This is a genomic window from Acinetobacter sp. BSP-28 (genome assembly GCF_044130285.1).
GTDB lineage: Bacteria > Pseudomonadota > Gammaproteobacteria > Pseudomonadales > Moraxellaceae > Acinetobacter.
The window spans coordinates 1-17,536 of record NZ_JBIQOB010000035.1 but is presented as its reverse complement, the minus strand read 5'-3'; the positions used below and the strand labels follow the sequence as shown (position 1 = coordinate 17,536).

Here is a 17,536-nt window from a genome sequence, read left to right as displayed (position 1 = left end):
TTCATCTTCTTTAAAAAAAATGAATGAAGAAAAAGACAATGAAAAGACTCAGATGCTGTGGGATGTTAATCCGGAAGTGGTCGAAAACTACTGGTCAAGCACGCAGCGTGATTAAAAAAATATGTAAAAAATGGGCTCGCTCCCATTATAAAAAGAAGTGCTTAGCGAGAAGTACTTCAAAATTAGAAAAAAGGAAAATAACCATGAATAAGACCATCAAAACAATCGCCTTATCTGTTGCCTTCGTGTCTAGTGCAGCCATGGCAAATCCGCAAGGCAACCACGTCACTGTAAATACAGGTTTAGACGCTACTTTGGCCACTGTATCTCAACATGCTAAAAATGGTACTGCGCTTAACCTTGCCATTAATACCGCTACTGTTGATGCAACAGTCAACGTACACGGGGCGTATAATTCACTGAATAATGTGGGAGACAAACTCGCAGTAGAAACTTCAGCAATTGGTGCGGTAAACACCGGTAGCATTAACTTACAACAAGGCAATCTGAGTGCTGTGAATACGGGTACATTAGAGAAAACTTTTGATGCTGAAAAAAATGCAGAGGGTTCTTTGGAACAATGGAATTCTGAGCGTTCATCGGAGTTTGAAAGTTCTATCAGTACATCGTTGAATACTGACACTTATGATCAGTTCTCTGAAACTCTGAGTAATTACACTGCAGCGAATTTAGCCTTTAATTCAGCAGCTATTGATGCATCTGTAAATGCAAGAGGATTCGAGAATCATATTGATGGCATCAAAACTTCAGCTATTGGTGCTGTGAACACTGGTAGCATTACTGTGACCGTAAAGTAAATCCACCGTTCAATATGATCCAGGGTCTAACTATTTGCGGATAGTTAGACTTTTTTATTTTAGTACAAAAAATGTTTATTGAGTATTGCTCTATAATAGAGTCAACCTACTGCAAGATAATATTTGGTCTGAAAATTAGATCGCTATAAAAAAACACTTACAAAAAAAGAGCGCCTGAGCGCTCTTTTTAAATTCAGTTGAAATCTTAGTCACGGACAAATTCAACAGTACCATTTTCCAAAGATTTAACACGTGCTAAAGATTCAACACGGTAACCTTTATCCAATAACAATTGGCGACCAGGTTGGAAAGATTTTTCAATCACAATACCAATACCCACAACTTCAGCATTTGCCTGATGAATTAAATCGGCAAGACCTAAAGCTGCCTGACCATTTGCCAGGAAGTCATCAATCACTAAAGCTTTATCACTTGAATTGATGTGCTTGTTTGAAATAGCAATCGTGCTTTCAGTTTGTTTAGTGAAAGAGAACACTTTAGAACGGTATAAATCATCTTTTAAAGTTAAAGATTGATATTTACGTGCAAAGATCACAGGCACACCAAGTTCTAAACCGGCCATTACTGCTGGAGCAATACCAGAAGCTTCAATGGTGATAATCTTAGTGATCCCTGCATCTTTAAAGCGGGCAGCAAATTCTTTACCAATCTGTTGCATCAATACAGGGTCAATTTGATGATTTAAGAAAGCATCAACTTTCAGAACTTGATCAGATAGAACGATACCTTCACTTAAGATTTTCTGTTCTAGTGCGTGCACGGGAGAATTCCTCTAAGGGCAGATGCTTTTTCAAGCAAAAGCGTATTTTAAAAAGGCTCTCGAAAAATGCAAGCGAAATTGATCAAATTGATTAATTCGTTGCGCCTTTATAACCTGTTAACAGTAACCCATAGGAGCTTTTACCATCTTGATGGGTCACTTTCACGGGAGTATAGTCCAGTTTAGGTGCTAACCAGAAAACAGTATCGCGATTCGGCTTTTTATGCTTCAGCACCACTTTAATGGTGTCGAAAGTGCCATAAGCGGTTTTTACGGTTTCATTGCCTTGTTTGATAAAGTGACGTGATTCCACTTCTTTGGCATCGGCAATCGCATAACTTGATTTTAAACTTGAAGATTTTAAATCTTCACGTAATTGCAACTCGGCATTCAGCTCATCTAGAACACCCGCTTTCCAGTCAAAAGCATAAGCTTTTTTATCTTTTTTGGTGTGAATGGTTTTGGTATTCGGGTTGAAATCAATACTCATGGTACTGTTATGTACCAGAATCTTGCTGTGACGGCTAAAACTGTGAGAAAGAATATCGCCACTATCATTGAAGCTAAAATGGCTGGTTTCAGTAGCAGATGCCATGGCGCCGGCTTTTGCAGCAAAGACATAAGACCAGTTATTTCCCGACTGGCTTAAAGTACGTGTAGCCGAGCCCATATTTTTGCCATTATAGTTAAATTGATAACTTGCCTGGAATGGACTCATGGCACATGCTTGGTTTGAGACCCCAGCGAACAACAGTGTAGTTGTTAGACCAGATGCGAATGCAACTGTTTTCAATACCTTGTGAGCCATAAGTTAGAGTGTTCCTATGCAGTCTTAATAAAATGTAAACTTCTGCGTAGATACCATTATGCCTGTTGAATATAGAGATAAAATTCGAAAGTTTATGTAATCTGTAGCTTTAGTGTAGTTTTTTTAGTTAAAACTACAGATTTTAATCCACAAAAACTATTCAGCTTATTTTTGCTTAACCGGACTGACTTTACTGTCCTGGTATTCTTCCTCAATCTCCCAGACATTTATTGGTTCTTCGGACATTTTTCTGAATAATGCAGTCAGGTTGACATTACCCATCACCACCAGTTCGGCTTCACGTAAAACGGCATGGTTGACATGAACTTTTGCTAAAGTATCAATAATAGAGCGCTTTTTACCTAACCATCGGTTTAAATCCAGATGCAATAAGTCATCTTTAACTTTAATGACATTCAGCTTCTCAAGGATCATGCCCAAAGGATCTTTATCGAGTACTTTTTGATAGAAAAATAAAGCAAATTTTACCGCAAGTTTCTGGAAGATATTTTTGAATTTGGCATCAATGACTTGGGTGTCGCTGATCTGTTCAAACACTATCAGCTGAGTATCTTTGTTCAGTTCCATCTGTACCAGTTTCAAATCGACTGAAAGGGTAATGTATAAACCCTTCACATCAAGCGTTGCATATAAACGTAGCCAGTCTTCATGCAAGTCGGCATGTAGATCTTTCAGCATGGAAACATTGTCGGTGACAAAGCGCTGAAAAGTGGCATTTAAAAAAACTTGAGATAGGGGGAATTCACGCTCATCTTCAATAAACCCTTCAGCCTTTTGGTACACCTGGCGTATACGTTTAGAGATATTGGATAGTAGCGTTTGCATATAAGGCATCCCAGCGAGTTAATCTTCTTAAACTTCGATAGATTTTGTCGAAAGTATTAAAAATACAGATATTCCACCTTGCAGTTTAGCAAAATTAATTGCACCATTTTCATGATTTTAATTGTCTACAGCGTGCTTGTTGATTGAGTTCTCGTTTTTTCATTCAAAAGTAGACGTTGTGTTTATTTTATACTGCTTTTATGCAGTTTGGGGACCAGACATATTGTCGGTTTAATGTGATGCTTAAGAAAATCAGTTTCGCACCTTTAATGCATGCATGGTGGAAAGATCCAATTTTCACAAGCGCAGTGATTTTAGCTGCTCTTTTGCATTTGATTATTTTGACCTTGCAATTTGCCATGCCTGCAGAAAGTGATGCCGCAGTCAAGGAAATCGCTGTTACTTTACGTCCAAGTCAGGACAAGGTGGAGCATGCAGATTTTCTGGCACAGGCAGATCAGCAAGGTTCTGGAACCTTCCGAGAAGCACATCGTATGTCGAGCAATATGCCGGCAGCGATGATTGAACAAACGACCGGTGAACAGCAGCAGGAAACTTTGGAACGTTTACAACAAAAGCGTGAACTCAGCTTTGAAGAAAAAGTGCTGATGACTACCTTAAGTTGGAAGAAAGAAGCTGAACAGAATCAGCGAAAAAAAGCCATGCAAGAGCTGAATAGCCAGTTTCAGGCCAAAGCAGCCATGGTGGCAAGTTTAGAAGCACAATATTTACAAAGACAGCAAAACTTTAGTCGTCAGCAAAAAATCAAAACGGTGGATGGGATACAAGCCAAACAGGATATCTCAGCCGCTTATTTGGAAAAATTCCGCCAGAAAGTTGAATTTTACGGTAACCGTTATTATCCCGATGCGGCCAAAGTGCAACGCCTCGCCGGGGAGGTTCGTTTAATGGTGATCTTAAATAAAAGTGGTGGGATTCGTGCCATTCGCCTGATTGAAAGTTCTGGGCATGCTTTATTGGATGAAGCTGCCAAGACCTCAGTGCGAAAGGCTGCACCATTCGGCAGCTTTGATCAAAGGATGAAAGATATTTCAGAACTGCGTATTGTGCGTACCTGGCGTTTTGATCCGGCTGAAGCAGAGTTTGAAGTGCATTGATTAAATGGTGTTGATCTGCTTTTCCAGGATTGCTAACTTTCGGTGCTTGATTGCAGTTTTAATGCGACGCTAATACATAGTGTCCCTTTTGACGCCCATCCGGCCATGTCACATTTAAGTCCTTTTCTGAAAGGTCTAAGCGGGTCGGGAAGATTTCTAAATATTGGCGGTATTGGGGTGCGGCTTTCAAGCCAATACATGTCCCATTTTTCCACCATGTTCCTTCGGCATATTGGTCTAAAGCGCCGACGGCCAAATACCATTTAAAAGTGCCGTCCGGTTCCAGTAAAAGCTCGGAGCCGACTTCCATCACGCCTTCCAGATAATAATGGCCTACCCAGACATTATCTGTCTGCTGGAATTTCACTTCTTTGCATAGAGATTCAACATTGGCAGCATACAGCTGACATGCAGGAAATAACGCTGCAATCAGGCAAAGCCGGAAAAGAATTCTGTTCATCATTTTTCCCACCATTTAGGGGACGTATTTTAAGATTTTATTCCTATTTGGCATAAATTAAACCCGACTAATCGAAATTAATCGGGTTAAAAAATTGGAAGGCTGCTAGAACTTACTGTTGTTCAGTATAAGGATTCTCAAAACCTAACTTCGCCAGAATTTCAATTTCCAATGCTTCCATTTCTTCAGCATCTTCATCTGAGGTTTCATGGTCATAGCCCATTAAGTGTAATGTGCCATGCACCAGCATATGAGTGAAATGCTCAATCGGTGTTTTGTTCTGATCAATGGCTTCCTGTAAAACCACAGGAATACAGATCACCAGGTCACCGATTGGTAGGGCATCCAGCATCGATAAAACCTCTTCCGGAATATCGCTTGGAAAAGACAACACATTGGTCGGTTTGTCTTTTTGACGATATTCCAGATTCAGTTTATGGCTTTCGTCATTGTCTACACAGGCAATCCCGATTTCACAGTCCTGATCGACATCGATAAAGCGAAGTGCAGTTTCAATGACTTTTTTAATATAAGCACGTTTCAGTATCAGTTCAGGTGACTGATAGTCTTGTTGCAGTGATAGGTTAAGTTTCAAAATGAATCCTTAAAGCATCTTAGTCTTGGGCATCGGCAGCAGCATCATTTTCAGCAATCAATGCTTCCTGACGTGCTTTGCGTTCTGCACGAGCTTCAGCACTAAGACGGTGTTGTTCACTGTCCCATCCTTCATAGGCTTCGACAATTTTTTGTACCAGCCGGTGACGAACTACGTCACGGGAATGGAAACGGGTGATATGAATTTCGGTCACAGGTTCCAGGACACGTAAAGCATGTGCCAAACCGGATTGCTGACCGCGAGGTAAATCGACCTGAGTGATGTCACCGGTAATGACCGCGCGTGAACCAAAGCCTAAACGGGTCAGGAACATTTTCATCTGTTCAGGTGTGGTGTTTTGCGCTTCGTCCAAAATCACGAAAGAATGGTTGAGAGTACGGCCGCGCATATAGGCGAGGGGCGCAACTTCAATTACCTGACGTTCAATCAGCTTGGCGACTTTTTCAAAACCCAGCATTTCATACAGGGCATCGTAAAGTGGGCGCAAATAAGGATCGATTTTCTGGCTTAAATCCCCTGGCAAGAAACCGAGTTTTTCACCGGCTTCAACCGCAGGACGAACCAGCAGGATACGCTGGATTTCGTTACGTTCCAGCATATCCACTGCAGCAGCCACCGCCAGATAGGTTTTACCGGTACCGGCAGGGCCTATACCAAAGGAAATGTCGCTTTGCAAAATACGCTGTACATAACGCTTTTGATTGGCGCCGCGTGGATTGATACGACCTTTGCGGGTTTGCAACCAGACGGCATCGAGACCGGTATGTTCATTGTCAGAAAGATCTTCCTGCAATTCACGATCCGTCTGACTGCCCTGAATCATCAGATGCAAAGTATCCGCGCTGACTTGCTGGCTGGTTTCAGTTTCTTCATGTAGACGCATCAAGAGGCTTTCGGCTCTCTCTACTGCATCAATTTCACCATCGATGTAAAAAGCATCACCTCGATGGGAAATTTTGACCTCTAAACGTTGTTCGATTTGTTTCAAATGACCGTTATAAGCACCCAGCATGCCTTTTAAACGCTCCATTGAAATACCAGGAAAAGTTACTGTACGTCGGATCGCTGCAGTCAAGAGTATTCCTTATAAAATGATCTGGCTGATCACCTTACATTACGCCACGTCAGGCTCAAGATTCAAGAGCTCACCGTAAACAAAATTCAAAGTTTTAATTTCAGTAATTTCGATTTCGGCAAAACGCCCAACCCATGCAGCATCACCAATGAAAGAGACCAGACGGGTATTGTCTGCCGTACCAATCAACAGGTTCGGATCTTTGTCAGAAACCTTTTCAATAAGAACACGTTGGATGGTGCCGAGCATGGCATCAGTTTTATCAATACTTGAACGTTTAATCCACTGCTGAACTTTGGCCAGACGTTCTTTTTTCACATCTTCAGGAGTGTTGTCTTCAAGTTCTGAAGCTGGTGTGCCCGGACGTTTTGAATAAATGAAGCTATAAGAATGGTCGAAATCCAAATCTTGGATGAATTGATAAGTTTCTTCAAAGTTCTCATCGGTTTCACCCGGGAAGCCAATAATAAAATCTGAAGATAAATGCATATCCGGACGGACTTTACGCAGTTTGGCAATTTTTTCGATATATACGTCAATGGTGTGGTTACGTTTCATGGCTTGCAATACATCGTTAGAACCGCTTTGTACTGGCAAGTGCAGGTGCGAAACCATTTGTGGCAAGTCACGGTAGCATTGAATCAAGTCATCATTGAATTCAAGTGGATGTGAAGTGGTATAGCGTAAACGGCCAATGCCCGGAATTTCAGCCACTAAGCGCAATAAGTCGGCAAAGGTACAGATATTACCTTCAAAAGTTTCACCACGGTAACCATTCACGTTCTGACCTAGAAGTGAAATTTCACGCACGCCTTTCTCAGCCAGACCGGCAATTTCAGCCAGCACGTCATCTAAAGGACGCGATACTTCTTCACCACGGGTATAAGGCACGACGCAGAAAGAACAGTATTTTGAACAGCCTTCCATAATCGAAACAAAGGCTTTGTAACCTTCAACACGCGGTTCAGGTAAAAAGTCGAATTTTTCAATGTCCGGGAAAGAAATATCTACCAGCTTGATTTTTTCTTTCTTGGGTTTTTCAATCTGATCGTTATGTTGATCCAGCATTTGCGGCAAACGGTGCAAGGTTTGCGGACCAAAAACCATATCGACATATGGTGCACGTTTTTGAATGTTGTCACCTTCCTGAGAAGCCACACAACCGCCGACCCCAATCACCAGATCCGGATTTTTTTCTTTCAGCTTGCGCCAGCGACCCAATTCGGAAAACACTTTTTCCTGAGCCTTTTCACGAATGGAGCAGGTATTCATCAGCAGAATATCAGCCTCATTAGGGTCAGTGGTCAACACATAACCATGTGAGTCGCCCAACAGGTCTGCCATACGATGACTGTCATACTCATTCATCTGACACCCTTGCGTTTCGATATACAGTTTTTTCACTGAACCGTCGGCTGGGGTGTGCTGTGGCTGGGTAACAGTGTTTTCTGAAGCAGCTTGGGCACTATTTGGAATGAAGGTTTGAACCGTCATGTAGGCTCCTAAAGGATAAATCGATGAAATCGCAATTCAAGATTGACCGAATAAGGTTGGACAAGCGAGCAATACTTCCTTTTATTTCAATACTTAATTGTATTAATGAGGAAAAATGAGGCTGGCTGTCATCTTGAAAAATTGCAATTTGAATACAAGAAAGGCGCATATTTTAGCAGGAATCGAAGCGAAACTTATAGTCATAAATAAAGCTGCAAAAATATTGATTTGTGAAGTAAAAATGATTGAAAATTAATATTGTCTAATCATAAGGTTACATAACAGAACAGTAGAGTAGTTTAATAATAATTAAACTATCCAAAAATGATTAGGTGCGACCAAGGCAATACTAAATGACAGAAGGCGGGCATATGTTTAATCGGGTAATCAATAAAAATTATTATAAAGTGCTTGCTTTGGCTGTGGCATCCACCGGTTTTATTTCGATTTCCCATGCGGCTGATGAACAATTTAATGATGCTTTGCGTGCGGCCAATTCTGGAAATTCAGTTTTATTACAACAATATCAGGCATCGATGCAAAACGATGTACTGGGCTATTATCCGGAATATTGGTCATTGAATAGCAATTTAGCTAGCCAGCCTGCCAGTCAAATTATCAATTTTTCCCAGCGTTATCCGCAATCAGCGATGGCTGAAAAACTGGCTGCCGATTATGTTGAGGAAAAAGTCAAGCAGGCAGATTTTGCCACCGCGCAGCCCATTTTGCAGTATGTGACCAATCCGGATCAGGCGGAAAGCTGTGCGGTTGCCCAGATTCGTGCTAAATCGGGTGATCCCTTGGTCTTTGCCGAATATAAGGATGTCTGGCTTGCCACCAATTCACAACCTGAATCGTGTACCGGTTTGGGGCGCATGATGCTGTCGAGTCCTCTGATGACCGAGCAGGATAGACAACAGCGTTTGTGGGGGCAGCTGCGCGCAGGTCAGTCCGGTTTGGCTTTGGCAACGGCACAAACGCTAGGGGTGAGTTTGTCACTTGCACAGCTCAATCAAATCCAGGCCAATCCTTTAAACTATTTATGGTCTGCACCCAAAGCATCTGCGGCTGATCAGGCTTATTTAATTTATGCCCTGGGCCGTCTGGCCGATAGTGATTTAAATACCGCAATGGCTTCTGTTAAAAATGCAGCAGAAGGCACACCTGTACAGGTTCAAAAAGCACTCTATCGTACTGTGGGCTATATTGGTGGTACCACGGTGATGAAAAACAACTTTAACCGTGAAGTGCTGAATTATATGGATGCCAGTTATGGTTTGCCCTTTAGTGCAGAAGAAGCGGAAATTTATGCTCGTCAGGCTATTCGTTTTAGTGCATGGGAAAGCCTGATTCGAGCCATTGATGCGATGGGTGTGAGCCAGAAACAGGAAGATCGCTGGCAGTACTGGCTGGCACGGGCCTCAGAACAACGTGGTGATGCTAATTCTAAACGTGTAGCGCAAGAAATTTTTAAAAAACTGGCGCAGGGGGATGATTACCATAACCTTCTGGCCAGAGATAAGTTAGGGCAAAGTTACAATAATATTCCCAATAATGTTCAACCTACGAATAGTGATGTGCAGCGTTTAAGCCAAGACATTCATTTCAACCGTGCTTTTGCTTTACGCCGTGTCAATGCACCAGACAGTTATGTAAATCGTGAATGGAACTGGGCGGTGCGTCAGGCCTATCTAAAACATGATGATGGCTTGCTGCTTGCAGCTGCAAAACGTGCGACGGATATCGGCTGGTATGATCGGGCCATTTACGCTGCTGACCGTACTGAATCCAAACACAACTATTCTTATCGTTATGCCATGCCACATCAAAGTTATGTGGTTAGCCATAGTCGTAATGCCGGGATCGATCCTGCATGGGCCTATGGTTTGATGCGTCAGGAAAGCCGCTTTGTTCCCCAGGCACGTTCACATGTGGGAGCGGGTGGCCTGATGCAAATTATGCCGGACACTGCGAAACTTGTGGCTCGGCAAATGGGTGAAACCTATAACCCTGCAGCTTTAACTGACATGAATACCAATATCCGTTATGGCACTTTTTATTTGTCGATGATTCAGGGCCAGCTCAGCAATAGTCCTGTGCTGGCTACCGCTGGTTACAATGCCGGTCCAAACCGGGCACGTCGCTGGCAACCGGATGTTCAGCCGATTGCCGCAGACCAATATACAGAAAGCATTCCTTTAACCGAAACACGTGATTACGTAAAACATGTGATGACCAATGCTACCCATTATGGAGTATTGCTTGGACAAGGGGCACAATCGATTGAAAAAAGAATGAATATAATTCCCTTAAGAAATAATCCTTAAATTTTAATTTTATTGATAGGTCTGACTTGTTGATGATATTTTTTGGGCAAACTTCAGTTTTAGCAAGATGGGCACTCCTCATAGTGAGCGGTGCTGGACTAGGGCTGTTTGCACCTCAAATTTTTGCTGCACCTGTGCAGGGGTATGTCATGGTTGTGCAAATGACCCCTGCGGTATGTATGTTTGATGCCCAAAAATCAAAACAGAGAAAATGTCTGGAAGGCTATTCGCTGAATATTTCCGGTCTGTATCCGGAAACTTCAGAATCTGAGTGTAAAACAGCATCTTCTGCGACTTTATCTCCCTTACAGGCGAAAGTGGTAGCGCGTATCATGCCCGATGAAAATGCCCGGGTTCAGCTCTGGCGTGCGATTGGTGGTTGTGTGCCCATGAACTCAAGTCAATATTTTCGTACCATCATTAACTATGCCGAGCGTCTCAAAATCCCGACTGAACTCACCAGTCCTGAAACGAGAGCCATGCATCAGACTAATCTTCGGTTGCAGTTTTTGCGTTTGAATTCAAGTTTACCTGCGAATGCAATTCGATTTAGTTGTGCGACTTCTCAGGGAAATGCCATTCTGACTGAAGTGAAACTTTGCTATAAAAATAATGGACAGTACAAGCGATGCTCGGTGGAAGTAGAAAATACCTGTCCGAATTTATTTACAATAAAAGGCTCTTACTAAGCTTTTTTATATATTTGATTTATATTTCCTATCATACTTTTGTTGAAATTCATTCTCTTTTAAATGCATCCGTCAAAGTATTGGAGTACAATCTTTGCCGTTTATGATTATTAAGATTAAATAGAACAGCTATTTAATTATTATGACGATCCTCTCAATTGGAGATAATTACATGAAGCAACCTGTTCGCGTTGCCGTTACTGGCGCTGCTGGTCAAATTGGTTACAGCCTATTATTCCGTATCGCTAGCGGTGAAATGTTGGGTAAAGACCAACCAGTTATTCTTCAATTATTAGAAGTTCCTTTTGAGAAAGCTCAAGCTGCGCTTAAAGGCGTAATGATGGAACTTGACGACTGTGCTTTCCCATTATTGGCTGGCATGATCGGTACTGATGATCCTAAAGTAGCATTCAAAGATGCTGACTATGCATTGTTAGTAGGTTCTCGTCCACGTGGTCCTGGTATGGAACGTGCTGACTTGCTTAAAGTAAACGGCGAAATTTTCATTGGTCAAGGTCAAGCACTGAACGAAGTTGCTAGCCGTGACGTGAAAGTTCTTGTTGTGGGTAACCCTGCGAACACGAATGCTTACATCGCAATGAAATCTGCTCCAGATCTTCCAGCGAAAAACTTCACAGCAATGTTGCGTCTTGACCACAACCGTGCGTTGACTCAACTTGCTCAAAAAGCTGGTGTTGCAGTTTCTGATATCGAAACTATGACTGTTTGGGGTAACCACTCTCCAACAATGTACGCTGACTACCGTTTTGCTACAGTAAATGGCGAAAGCTTAAAAGACAAAATCAACGATGCTGCTTGGAACAAAGATGTGTTCCTTCCAACTGTTGGTAAACGTGGTGCTGCGATCATCGAAGCGCGTGGTTTGTCTTCTGCTGCTTCTGCTGCAAACGCTGCAATCGACCATATGCGCGATTGGGCTCTTGGCACAAACGGCAAATGGGTAACTATGGGTATCCCTTCTGATGGTTCTTACGGTATCCCTGAAGGCGTAATGTTCGGTTTCCCTGTAACAACTGAAAACGGCGAATACAAAATCGTTCAAGGTCTTGAAATCGACGAATTCAGCCGTGAGCGTATCAACTTCACTCTTAACGAGCTAGAAGAAGAACGTGCAGCAATTGCTGACATGATCAAATAATTTAATTTTTTAAATTAAATTATGAAAAGGCACTCCATTCGGGGTGCTTTTTTATGCCTGAAATTTAGTGTTGAACAAAAAATAACATGCTGTGATGCAGTGACAACTGAATTTTCAGGGGCTTCAGTCTAATTTAAAAGAGAACAATAAAAGTTTTAAGGAGAATGAGATGTTTGAGCAGCGCCCCACTTTAGAACTGTTTTTTGAACAACTGGGATTAGAATCCTCGTCTGAGGCAATGGATGAGTTTATTAGAACCCATCAAATTGGCATGGATGTGCCTTTGCACAAGGCGCCGTTCTGGTCTCAATCCCAGCATGATTTCCTGATCAGTCATTGGAAAAAAGATGATGAGTGGGCCATGATGGTGGATATCTTAAATGAGCAATTGCATACGGAAGCTATGCTTTCAGTATCTACGCATTAGTGAACACAAATTGAAACAACAAACCTAGTTTTATCACTAGGTTTTTTTATCGATATCTTATAAGTTAATTGAATAATAAATGACAGTTTGGTTGATAAGGAGTGTGCCATGCTTATGAATAATAACCCGTCTTTTAAAATGTTATTTGAACAGCTTGGGCTTGCTTCTAGCCCTGCGGCTATTGAACTTTTTATACGTACCCATCAATTACCTGCACATCAAAACTTGCATGATGCTCCATTTTGGAATAAATCCCAGCGTGAGTTTTTGATTCGTTATTTGGTGGAAGATGCAGATGAGTGGGTGATGTTGATTGATGAGCTGAATCAGCAATTACACATCAATGCTACAAAACTACAAATTGCCTGAATTTAAATAATTTTTTGTATATATGGGGGTTTAAAATTCGCTCGGGGAAAGGAAATTTTAATCGCAGCGGATCATAAAAAAACGCCTCATTGGAGGCGTTTTTGATCGTTTTATCTGTAATTAATGCAGTTTTCTTTTGACTAGATTAACAAACCAGGTGTGTTCACGGAATGAATGAAAGGCTGGGTGCTGCTGTACAAGGATCAAGTCAAAATCGGCAGTTTTACTGTATTTGGTGAGCCAATGTCGCGTTAATGCAGTTTCACTTTTAGCCGCAGAAGCATAGGCAAGGAAAAAATAAATGTCGCCATACTGGTCGTGAGTGATGGGCTTTAAGATCTGCTGGGTAATCAAGGCAAATCTTTGCTCCTTGGTAATCTCGAAATACAGCATATAAGCTTTGGCTAAATGCAGTGACAAGCCCATGTATAAACGCATTGGCATTTCTTCAAATTCAATACGGCCTTGTTCAAGCAATACTACCGCTTCTTGTAAGAAATGAATCTGTTCCTGACGTGAATTGCTCAGTAGCACCAATTGTATGCGTAATTCAGCACGATCAAGGGCAAGTTGGGGAGTGTTTCCTTGCAAATACAGCTGATCAGTTTCGCCAATACGTTGAATAATTTGTTTGGAGTTTTCCCGCATCGGTGACATCCTCATCTATCAATGATAGCTATATGAGGATGTTTTTCCATATTTAAAGCATGGTTGTCAAATTACCAAATGGAATTGCCGCTGCGTAACCATGCAGTAATGGACAGACGTTGATGCTTCGCTTTGAGTACTTCATGAAGTAAATCACTTTGGAATAGGGCAATGCGGTTCGGTTTTGGCGGGATAATGTGCCACTGACCATTTTTGTCTTGCAGGCGAAGTTCTCCGCCCCAGTCATCCTGCCAGTTTTCATGTAAATAATAGACTGCTGAAATCACCCGATCATTTTTTTGTTGTGGATTGTCGCGGTGCAGGGCATAAAACTCACCGGCGTTATAACAGGCAAAATGAGCTTCGACTTCTCGAATTCCCAGGAAAAAAGCACGGTTCAGCTGTTCGGCCAGGCTTTGCAGGGTTTTGATGTGCTGTTGGGCTTTTTCTAACTCTTCATTAATCCATAAAATATGATCACTGCGGATTTTGCTCATGACCCCGTTTTGAATGGCGGCATCTCTAAACTGATTTAAATGAGAAGTGCATTCTGCAACCAAAGCGTAGATATAGTCTTGAGAATAAACATCATCAATAATGCTAAAGCCTTGTTGATCTAAATCTTCAATCATTTGATCAACATTGCATGACTTTGGGAGGTGAATTGCATCCATATAGATATACTCAAAACAGGATAGAAAAATGCTGTCGTATTCTAGAGCAAGATATCCTGCGGAACGAAACATTTTTTCATGCTAAAATATCAGTTGATATCAGGAATTAAAGAAACATGAATTACCGTCACCATTTCCATGCAGGCAACTTTGCCGATGTCATGAAGCATGTGTTATTGCTGCAACTTTTAACACGTTTAAATGCCAAAGATAAACCTTATCGCTATATCGATACGCATGGTGGGGCAGGTAAATACGATTTATCGACTTCTGCAGCACAGAAATCAGGTGAGTTTTTAAATGGTATTCACCGTTTAATCAAGCTTGATGATTCAATTACGCGTAATGCTCCAGAAGGAGTAAAGCAATATCTTAAAATTGTTCAGGATATGCGTGAGGTTTCAGGTAAAGGCGCCTATCCGGGTTCACCTTGGTTTGCCTTGGAAGGCATGCGTGAAATAGATAAAGCTACGATTTTTGAAATGCAGCCTGAAGTTTTCCAGCAGCTCCGTTTTAATATTCGTGACCGCCGTGCCGGTCTGCATGAGCGTGATGCTTATGAAGGCTTGCTTGGGGTGATTCCACCTAAAGAAAAGCGTGGTCTGGTGATGATCGATCCGCCTTACGAATTGGAACGTAAAGATTTTCCACAATTGGTAGAATTGTTGGCTGCTGCATACAAAAAATGGCCTACCGGCGTTTTTGCGGTATGGTATCCGATTAAAGATCGCGCCATGATTGAGCGTTTTGAAAAGAAAATGATCAAAACTGGTATTCGCCGTCAATTGGTTTGTGAAGTTTGTGTGTGGCCAGATGACACTCCAGTTGGTCTGAATGGTTGTGGTTTACTTGTGATTAATCCACCATGGAAGTTTTCTGAAGATGCGGATGAAGCCTTACAATGGCTGTTTCCGCATTTACGTATGAGTGAAAATGGTGGACATGCCGCTGTCCGTTGGTTAGTTGGCGAATAAGTTATACGTTTGAAAGAGATACGGTTACAGTTAGGATCGACAAGAATGACAAGTATAAACAAACCTGAACGTGAATCTTCTCCACGTGATGAGCATGGTTTTGATGGCATCACCTTTGAAGTGGAAGAAGAAGAGCATACCCAAGAGGGACAAAAGGTGAAACGTCGTGGCATCTATCTGTGGCCGAATCTGATTACAACAGCAGCCTTGCTATCTGGCTTTTATTCCATTATTGCCAGCATGAATGGTGATTTCACTCAAGCCATTTATGCTATTTTTCTGGCAGCATTATTCGATGGACTGGACGGTCGGGTAGCGCGTGCAATTGGTGCTCAAAGCCCGTTTGGCGAGCAGTTCGACTCCTTGTCGGACTTGCTTGCTTTCGGTGTAGCGCCGGCTATTTTAATGTATAGCTGGAGTTTGAATGATTTGGGACGGATTGGACTGGCTGCCTGTTTTGTCTATACCGCCTGTGCAGCATTCCGCCTGGCACGCTTCAATGTACAAATTGGTGTAGTGGATAAACGCTATTTTATTGGTGTTGCAAGTCCGTTGGCTGCGGTGATCATTATTACCCTGGTCTGGGTCGCACAAGATTTCCCGCAAATTTTTGATCTGCGCGAATTGGGTATTCAGATCTTTAATGCTGTAGCGATCATTGCTGTGGGATTACTGATGATTTCCAATATTAAATACTATTCATTTAAAACATTTGATCGCAAACGTGTCCCATTTTTTGTATTGCCGATAGCAGTGTTTATCTTTGCCGCGATTACTTATAATATTCCTGTAGGGATTCTGGTGATTTCCATTATTTATGCACTGTCTGGTTTTGTGACCACTTTCCTTGCGAGAAAAAATACCGCCATATAAAAATGAGAACGCTATACTGAAAATAAAAAGGAGCACGATATGCAGTTGTTTCAAGATTTATTTGATCGCTCCAAACAACTCAATCAGGCTCCTCTTCAGTCGCGCTTGGCATATCATGCGCAAAAAGGCCGTTATAAAATTATTCATCAAGGATTGATGATTCCTAATCTACCTGCACCCTTACATTACCTTAATTTTATTAGTCTGATCGGTCAGCCAAATGCGGCAATGCTGCGTAATGAAAGCGCCATTCAAACCACAGCTTTAGATACCGCAACTACGATTGCCAGTATTAGCCCGCATATGGTGGGGCAATTGAATTCTTACTCGGTGAGTAAAGACTGTCGTTTTAGTAAAGGGCATTTTCAGTTTTCAGATCGGGAAACAATTCACGGCAGTTTTCCCCATTTCCACATACAGCGTAAAGATAAAGAGTTGAGTTTTGATTTATCAATTCGTACCAGCAATATTATTTCCTATTTTACCCAGTTGCGTATGGGACTGGCAGATCACTGGTCTTTACTGTGTCAATGTGAAGGACAGCTAACTTATAAAGAGCAAAAATTTGAGATTCAGCAGATGGGCTGTTTTGAATATGCTCGTTCCATTAATTTTCCCTATTTACCTTTGGCATTTTTTACCTATCAAGTCATAAATCTGGAAAATCAGCGCCAACTACTTTTGGCTCAAATTCGAGATTCTTTCAACGGCATTTTACAGTCACGTATATATTTGCGAGATGGGAAAACAGGGATGTCGCAAATGTTTGACCACAACGTTCGCTTTAAAGTGCATCGGGTTTATCCCAAAGTAAAAACACCGAATGGGCAAAGCATGTATTTGCCACGTGAGTTTGAATGGGGTTGTGAAGGTAAAGATGGCACCTGCATTTCTATACAGGCACAAAGCCGGGGAGATTTTAAATTTGGCTTGGCGGCAGGCTATGTCGGCAGTTTTAAATACCAAGTCAGAATTAATCATCATGAGGAAACAGGTGAAAGTGGCTATTGTGAATATATCGATTGCCGTTCACTCAGCTGGCAAGAAAAAAATAAACAGGAAAAAATGCGTGACGAACTAGTCAATCCTGTACCTTTTGCATGCAAAAAATAAGAAAACCACTCTATTTTGTAGAATAAATAAACAGTTGTGATATTTTTTCTGAATTATTTAAAAAAGGGGGTTGCGTTGGGTTGGGAATGCTGTAGAATGCACATCCATCGGCGGTGATGAAGATTAAAACTTCTGATAAAACAGCAATTTAGCGCGAAGTGTTGAGATTGGGTTTTAGAAAGAAAGTTTAAAATAATTTGAATTACTGATTGACACTGAGAATATCTAGTGTAATATAGCCGACCTAGCTTGCTGGTGACGAACCAG

Annotated in this window: 19 protein-coding genes; 10 read left to right on the top strand and 9 right to left on the bottom strand. The window is 41.7% G+C overall.

The annotated features are described in order from the left end of the window. Positions 1–203 precede the first annotated feature (203 nt). Entirely contained in the window at positions 204–818 is a 615-nt protein-coding gene (locus ACE01R_RS16790) for a hypothetical protein (RefSeq protein ID WP_395552649.1), read from the top strand. 205 nt (positions 819–1,023) lie between these two features. Here ACE01R_RS16790 and ACE01R_RS16785 read toward each other — a convergent pair whose 3' ends face one another. The 3 genes from ACE01R_RS16785 to ACE01R_RS16775 all read right to left on the bottom strand — a co-directional run bounded on the left by ACE01R_RS16785 (position 1,024) and on the right by ACE01R_RS16775 (position 3,253). After that, the gene (locus ACE01R_RS16785; RefSeq protein ID WP_395552648.1) at positions 1,024–1,599 is read right to left on the bottom strand and encodes a xanthine phosphoribosyltransferase; all 576 of its coding nucleotides are present in this window, start codon (positions 1,597–1,599) and stop codon (positions 1,024–1,026) included. 91 nt (positions 1,600–1,690) lie between these two features. After that, positions 1,691–2,407 (bottom strand): DUF3108 domain-containing protein, encoded by a 717-nt coding sequence (locus ACE01R_RS16780; protein ID WP_395552647.1) that lies wholly within the window; start codon positions 2,405–2,407, stop codon positions 1,691–1,693. A gap of 165 nt (positions 2,408–2,572) precedes the next feature. Then, positions 2,573–3,253 carry a hypothetical protein gene (locus ACE01R_RS16775; protein ID WP_395552646.1) on the bottom strand — a complete coding sequence of 227 codons (681 nt, stop codon included), beginning with the start codon at positions 3,251–3,253 and terminating at the stop codon, positions 2,573–2,575. 239 nt (positions 3,254–3,492) lie between these two features. Between ACE01R_RS16775 and ACE01R_RS16770 the strand changes: the two genes are divergently transcribed. Then, entirely contained in the window at positions 3,493–4,371 is an 879-nt protein-coding gene (locus ACE01R_RS16770) for an energy transducer TonB (protein WP_395552645.1), read from the top strand. A 58-nt stretch (positions 4,372–4,429) separates the two neighbouring features. Here ACE01R_RS16770 and ACE01R_RS16765 read toward each other — a convergent pair whose 3' ends face one another. From ACE01R_RS16765 to miaB, 4 genes are all read right to left on the bottom strand, one after another. Continuing rightward, entirely contained in the window at positions 4,430–4,831 is a 402-nt protein-coding gene (locus ACE01R_RS16765; RefSeq protein WP_395552650.1) for a hypothetical protein, read from the bottom strand. Positions 4,832–4,943: 112 nt separating this feature from the next. After that, a complete protein-coding gene (gene ybeY, locus ACE01R_RS16760; RefSeq protein ID WP_395552644.1) occupies positions 4,944–5,426 on the bottom strand; it encodes an rRNA maturation RNase YbeY in 483 nt (160 codons plus the stop codon). 19 nt (positions 5,427–5,445) lie between these two features. Next, positions 5,446–6,522, bottom strand: a complete 1,077-nt coding sequence (locus ACE01R_RS16755) for a PhoH family protein (RefSeq protein WP_166168759.1) — start codon at positions 6,520–6,522, stop codon at positions 5,446–5,448. A 39-nt stretch (positions 6,523–6,561) separates the two neighbouring features. Then, complete coding sequence (gene miaB / locus ACE01R_RS16750; RefSeq protein ID WP_395552643.1) at positions 6,562–8,016, bottom strand: tRNA (N6-isopentenyl adenosine(37)-C2)-methylthiotransferase MiaB; 1,455 nt, start codon at positions 8,014–8,016, stop codon at positions 6,562–6,564. Between the two features lie 353 nt (positions 8,017–8,369). On the opposite strand from miaB, the gene ACE01R_RS16745 reads away from it, so the two are divergent. The 5 genes from ACE01R_RS16745 to ACE01R_RS16725 all read left to right on the top strand — a co-directional run bounded on the left by ACE01R_RS16745 (position 8,370) and on the right by ACE01R_RS16725 (position 12,987). Then, positions 8,370–10,343, top strand: a complete 1,974-nt coding sequence (locus ACE01R_RS16745) for a transglycosylase SLT domain-containing protein (RefSeq protein ID WP_395552642.1) — start codon at positions 8,370–8,372, stop codon at positions 10,341–10,343. Between the two features lie 32 nt (positions 10,344–10,375). After that, positions 10,376–11,032: a ribonuclease I gene (locus ACE01R_RS16740; protein ID WP_395552641.1), complete on the top strand. Its 657-nt coding sequence runs from the start codon at positions 10,376–10,378 to the stop codon at positions 11,030–11,032. A 172-nt stretch (positions 11,033–11,204) separates the two neighbouring features. Next, positions 11,205–12,191, top strand: a complete 987-nt coding sequence (locus ACE01R_RS16735) for a malate dehydrogenase (protein ID WP_395552640.1) — start codon at positions 11,205–11,207, stop codon at positions 12,189–12,191. A 169-nt stretch (positions 12,192–12,360) separates the two neighbouring features. Beyond that, positions 12,361–12,618, top strand: a complete 258-nt coding sequence (locus ACE01R_RS16730) for a DUF2789 family protein (protein ID WP_395552639.1) — start codon at positions 12,361–12,363, stop codon at positions 12,616–12,618. Between the two features lie 108 nt (positions 12,619–12,726). Next, positions 12,727–12,987, top strand: a complete 261-nt coding sequence (locus tag ACE01R_RS16725; RefSeq protein ID WP_395552638.1) for a DUF2789 family protein — start codon at positions 12,727–12,729, stop codon at positions 12,985–12,987. A gap of 120 nt (positions 12,988–13,107) precedes the next feature. Here ACE01R_RS16725 and ACE01R_RS16720 read toward each other — a convergent pair whose 3' ends face one another. Both ACE01R_RS16720 and ACE01R_RS16715 read right to left on the bottom strand, forming a co-directional pair. Next, a complete protein-coding gene (locus tag ACE01R_RS16720; RefSeq protein WP_395552637.1) occupies positions 13,108–13,635 on the bottom strand; it encodes a hypothetical protein in 528 nt (175 codons plus the stop codon). A gap of 71 nt (positions 13,636–13,706) precedes the next feature. Continuing rightward, the gene (locus tag ACE01R_RS16715) at positions 13,707–14,309 is read right to left on the bottom strand and encodes a 2OG-Fe(II) oxygenase (protein ID WP_395552636.1); all 603 of its coding nucleotides are present in this window, start codon (positions 14,307–14,309) and stop codon (positions 13,707–13,709) included. A gap of 116 nt (positions 14,310–14,425) precedes the next feature. Here ACE01R_RS16715 and ACE01R_RS16710 point away from each other — a divergent pair, with 116 nt between their 5' ends. From ACE01R_RS16710 to ACE01R_RS16700, 3 genes are read left to right on the top strand one after another with little or no spacing between them, the layout of a single operon-like run. Continuing rightward, the gene (locus tag ACE01R_RS16710) at positions 14,426–15,283 is read left to right on the top strand and encodes a 23S rRNA (adenine(2030)-N(6))-methyltransferase RlmJ (protein WP_395552635.1); all 858 of its coding nucleotides are present in this window, start codon (positions 14,426–14,428) and stop codon (positions 15,281–15,283) included. A gap of 45 nt (positions 15,284–15,328) precedes the next feature. After that, on the top strand, positions 15,329–16,156 hold the full coding sequence (pssA, locus tag ACE01R_RS16705; protein ID WP_395552634.1) for a CDP-diacylglycerol--serine O-phosphatidyltransferase: 828 nt from the start codon (positions 15,329–15,331) through the stop codon (positions 16,154–16,156). Between the two features lie 39 nt (positions 16,157–16,195). Further along, positions 16,196–17,269: a DUF6670 family protein gene (locus ACE01R_RS16700; protein WP_395552633.1), complete on the top strand. Its 1,074-nt coding sequence runs from the start codon at positions 16,196–16,198 to the stop codon at positions 17,267–17,269. Positions 17,270–17,536: the final 267 nt, after the last annotated feature.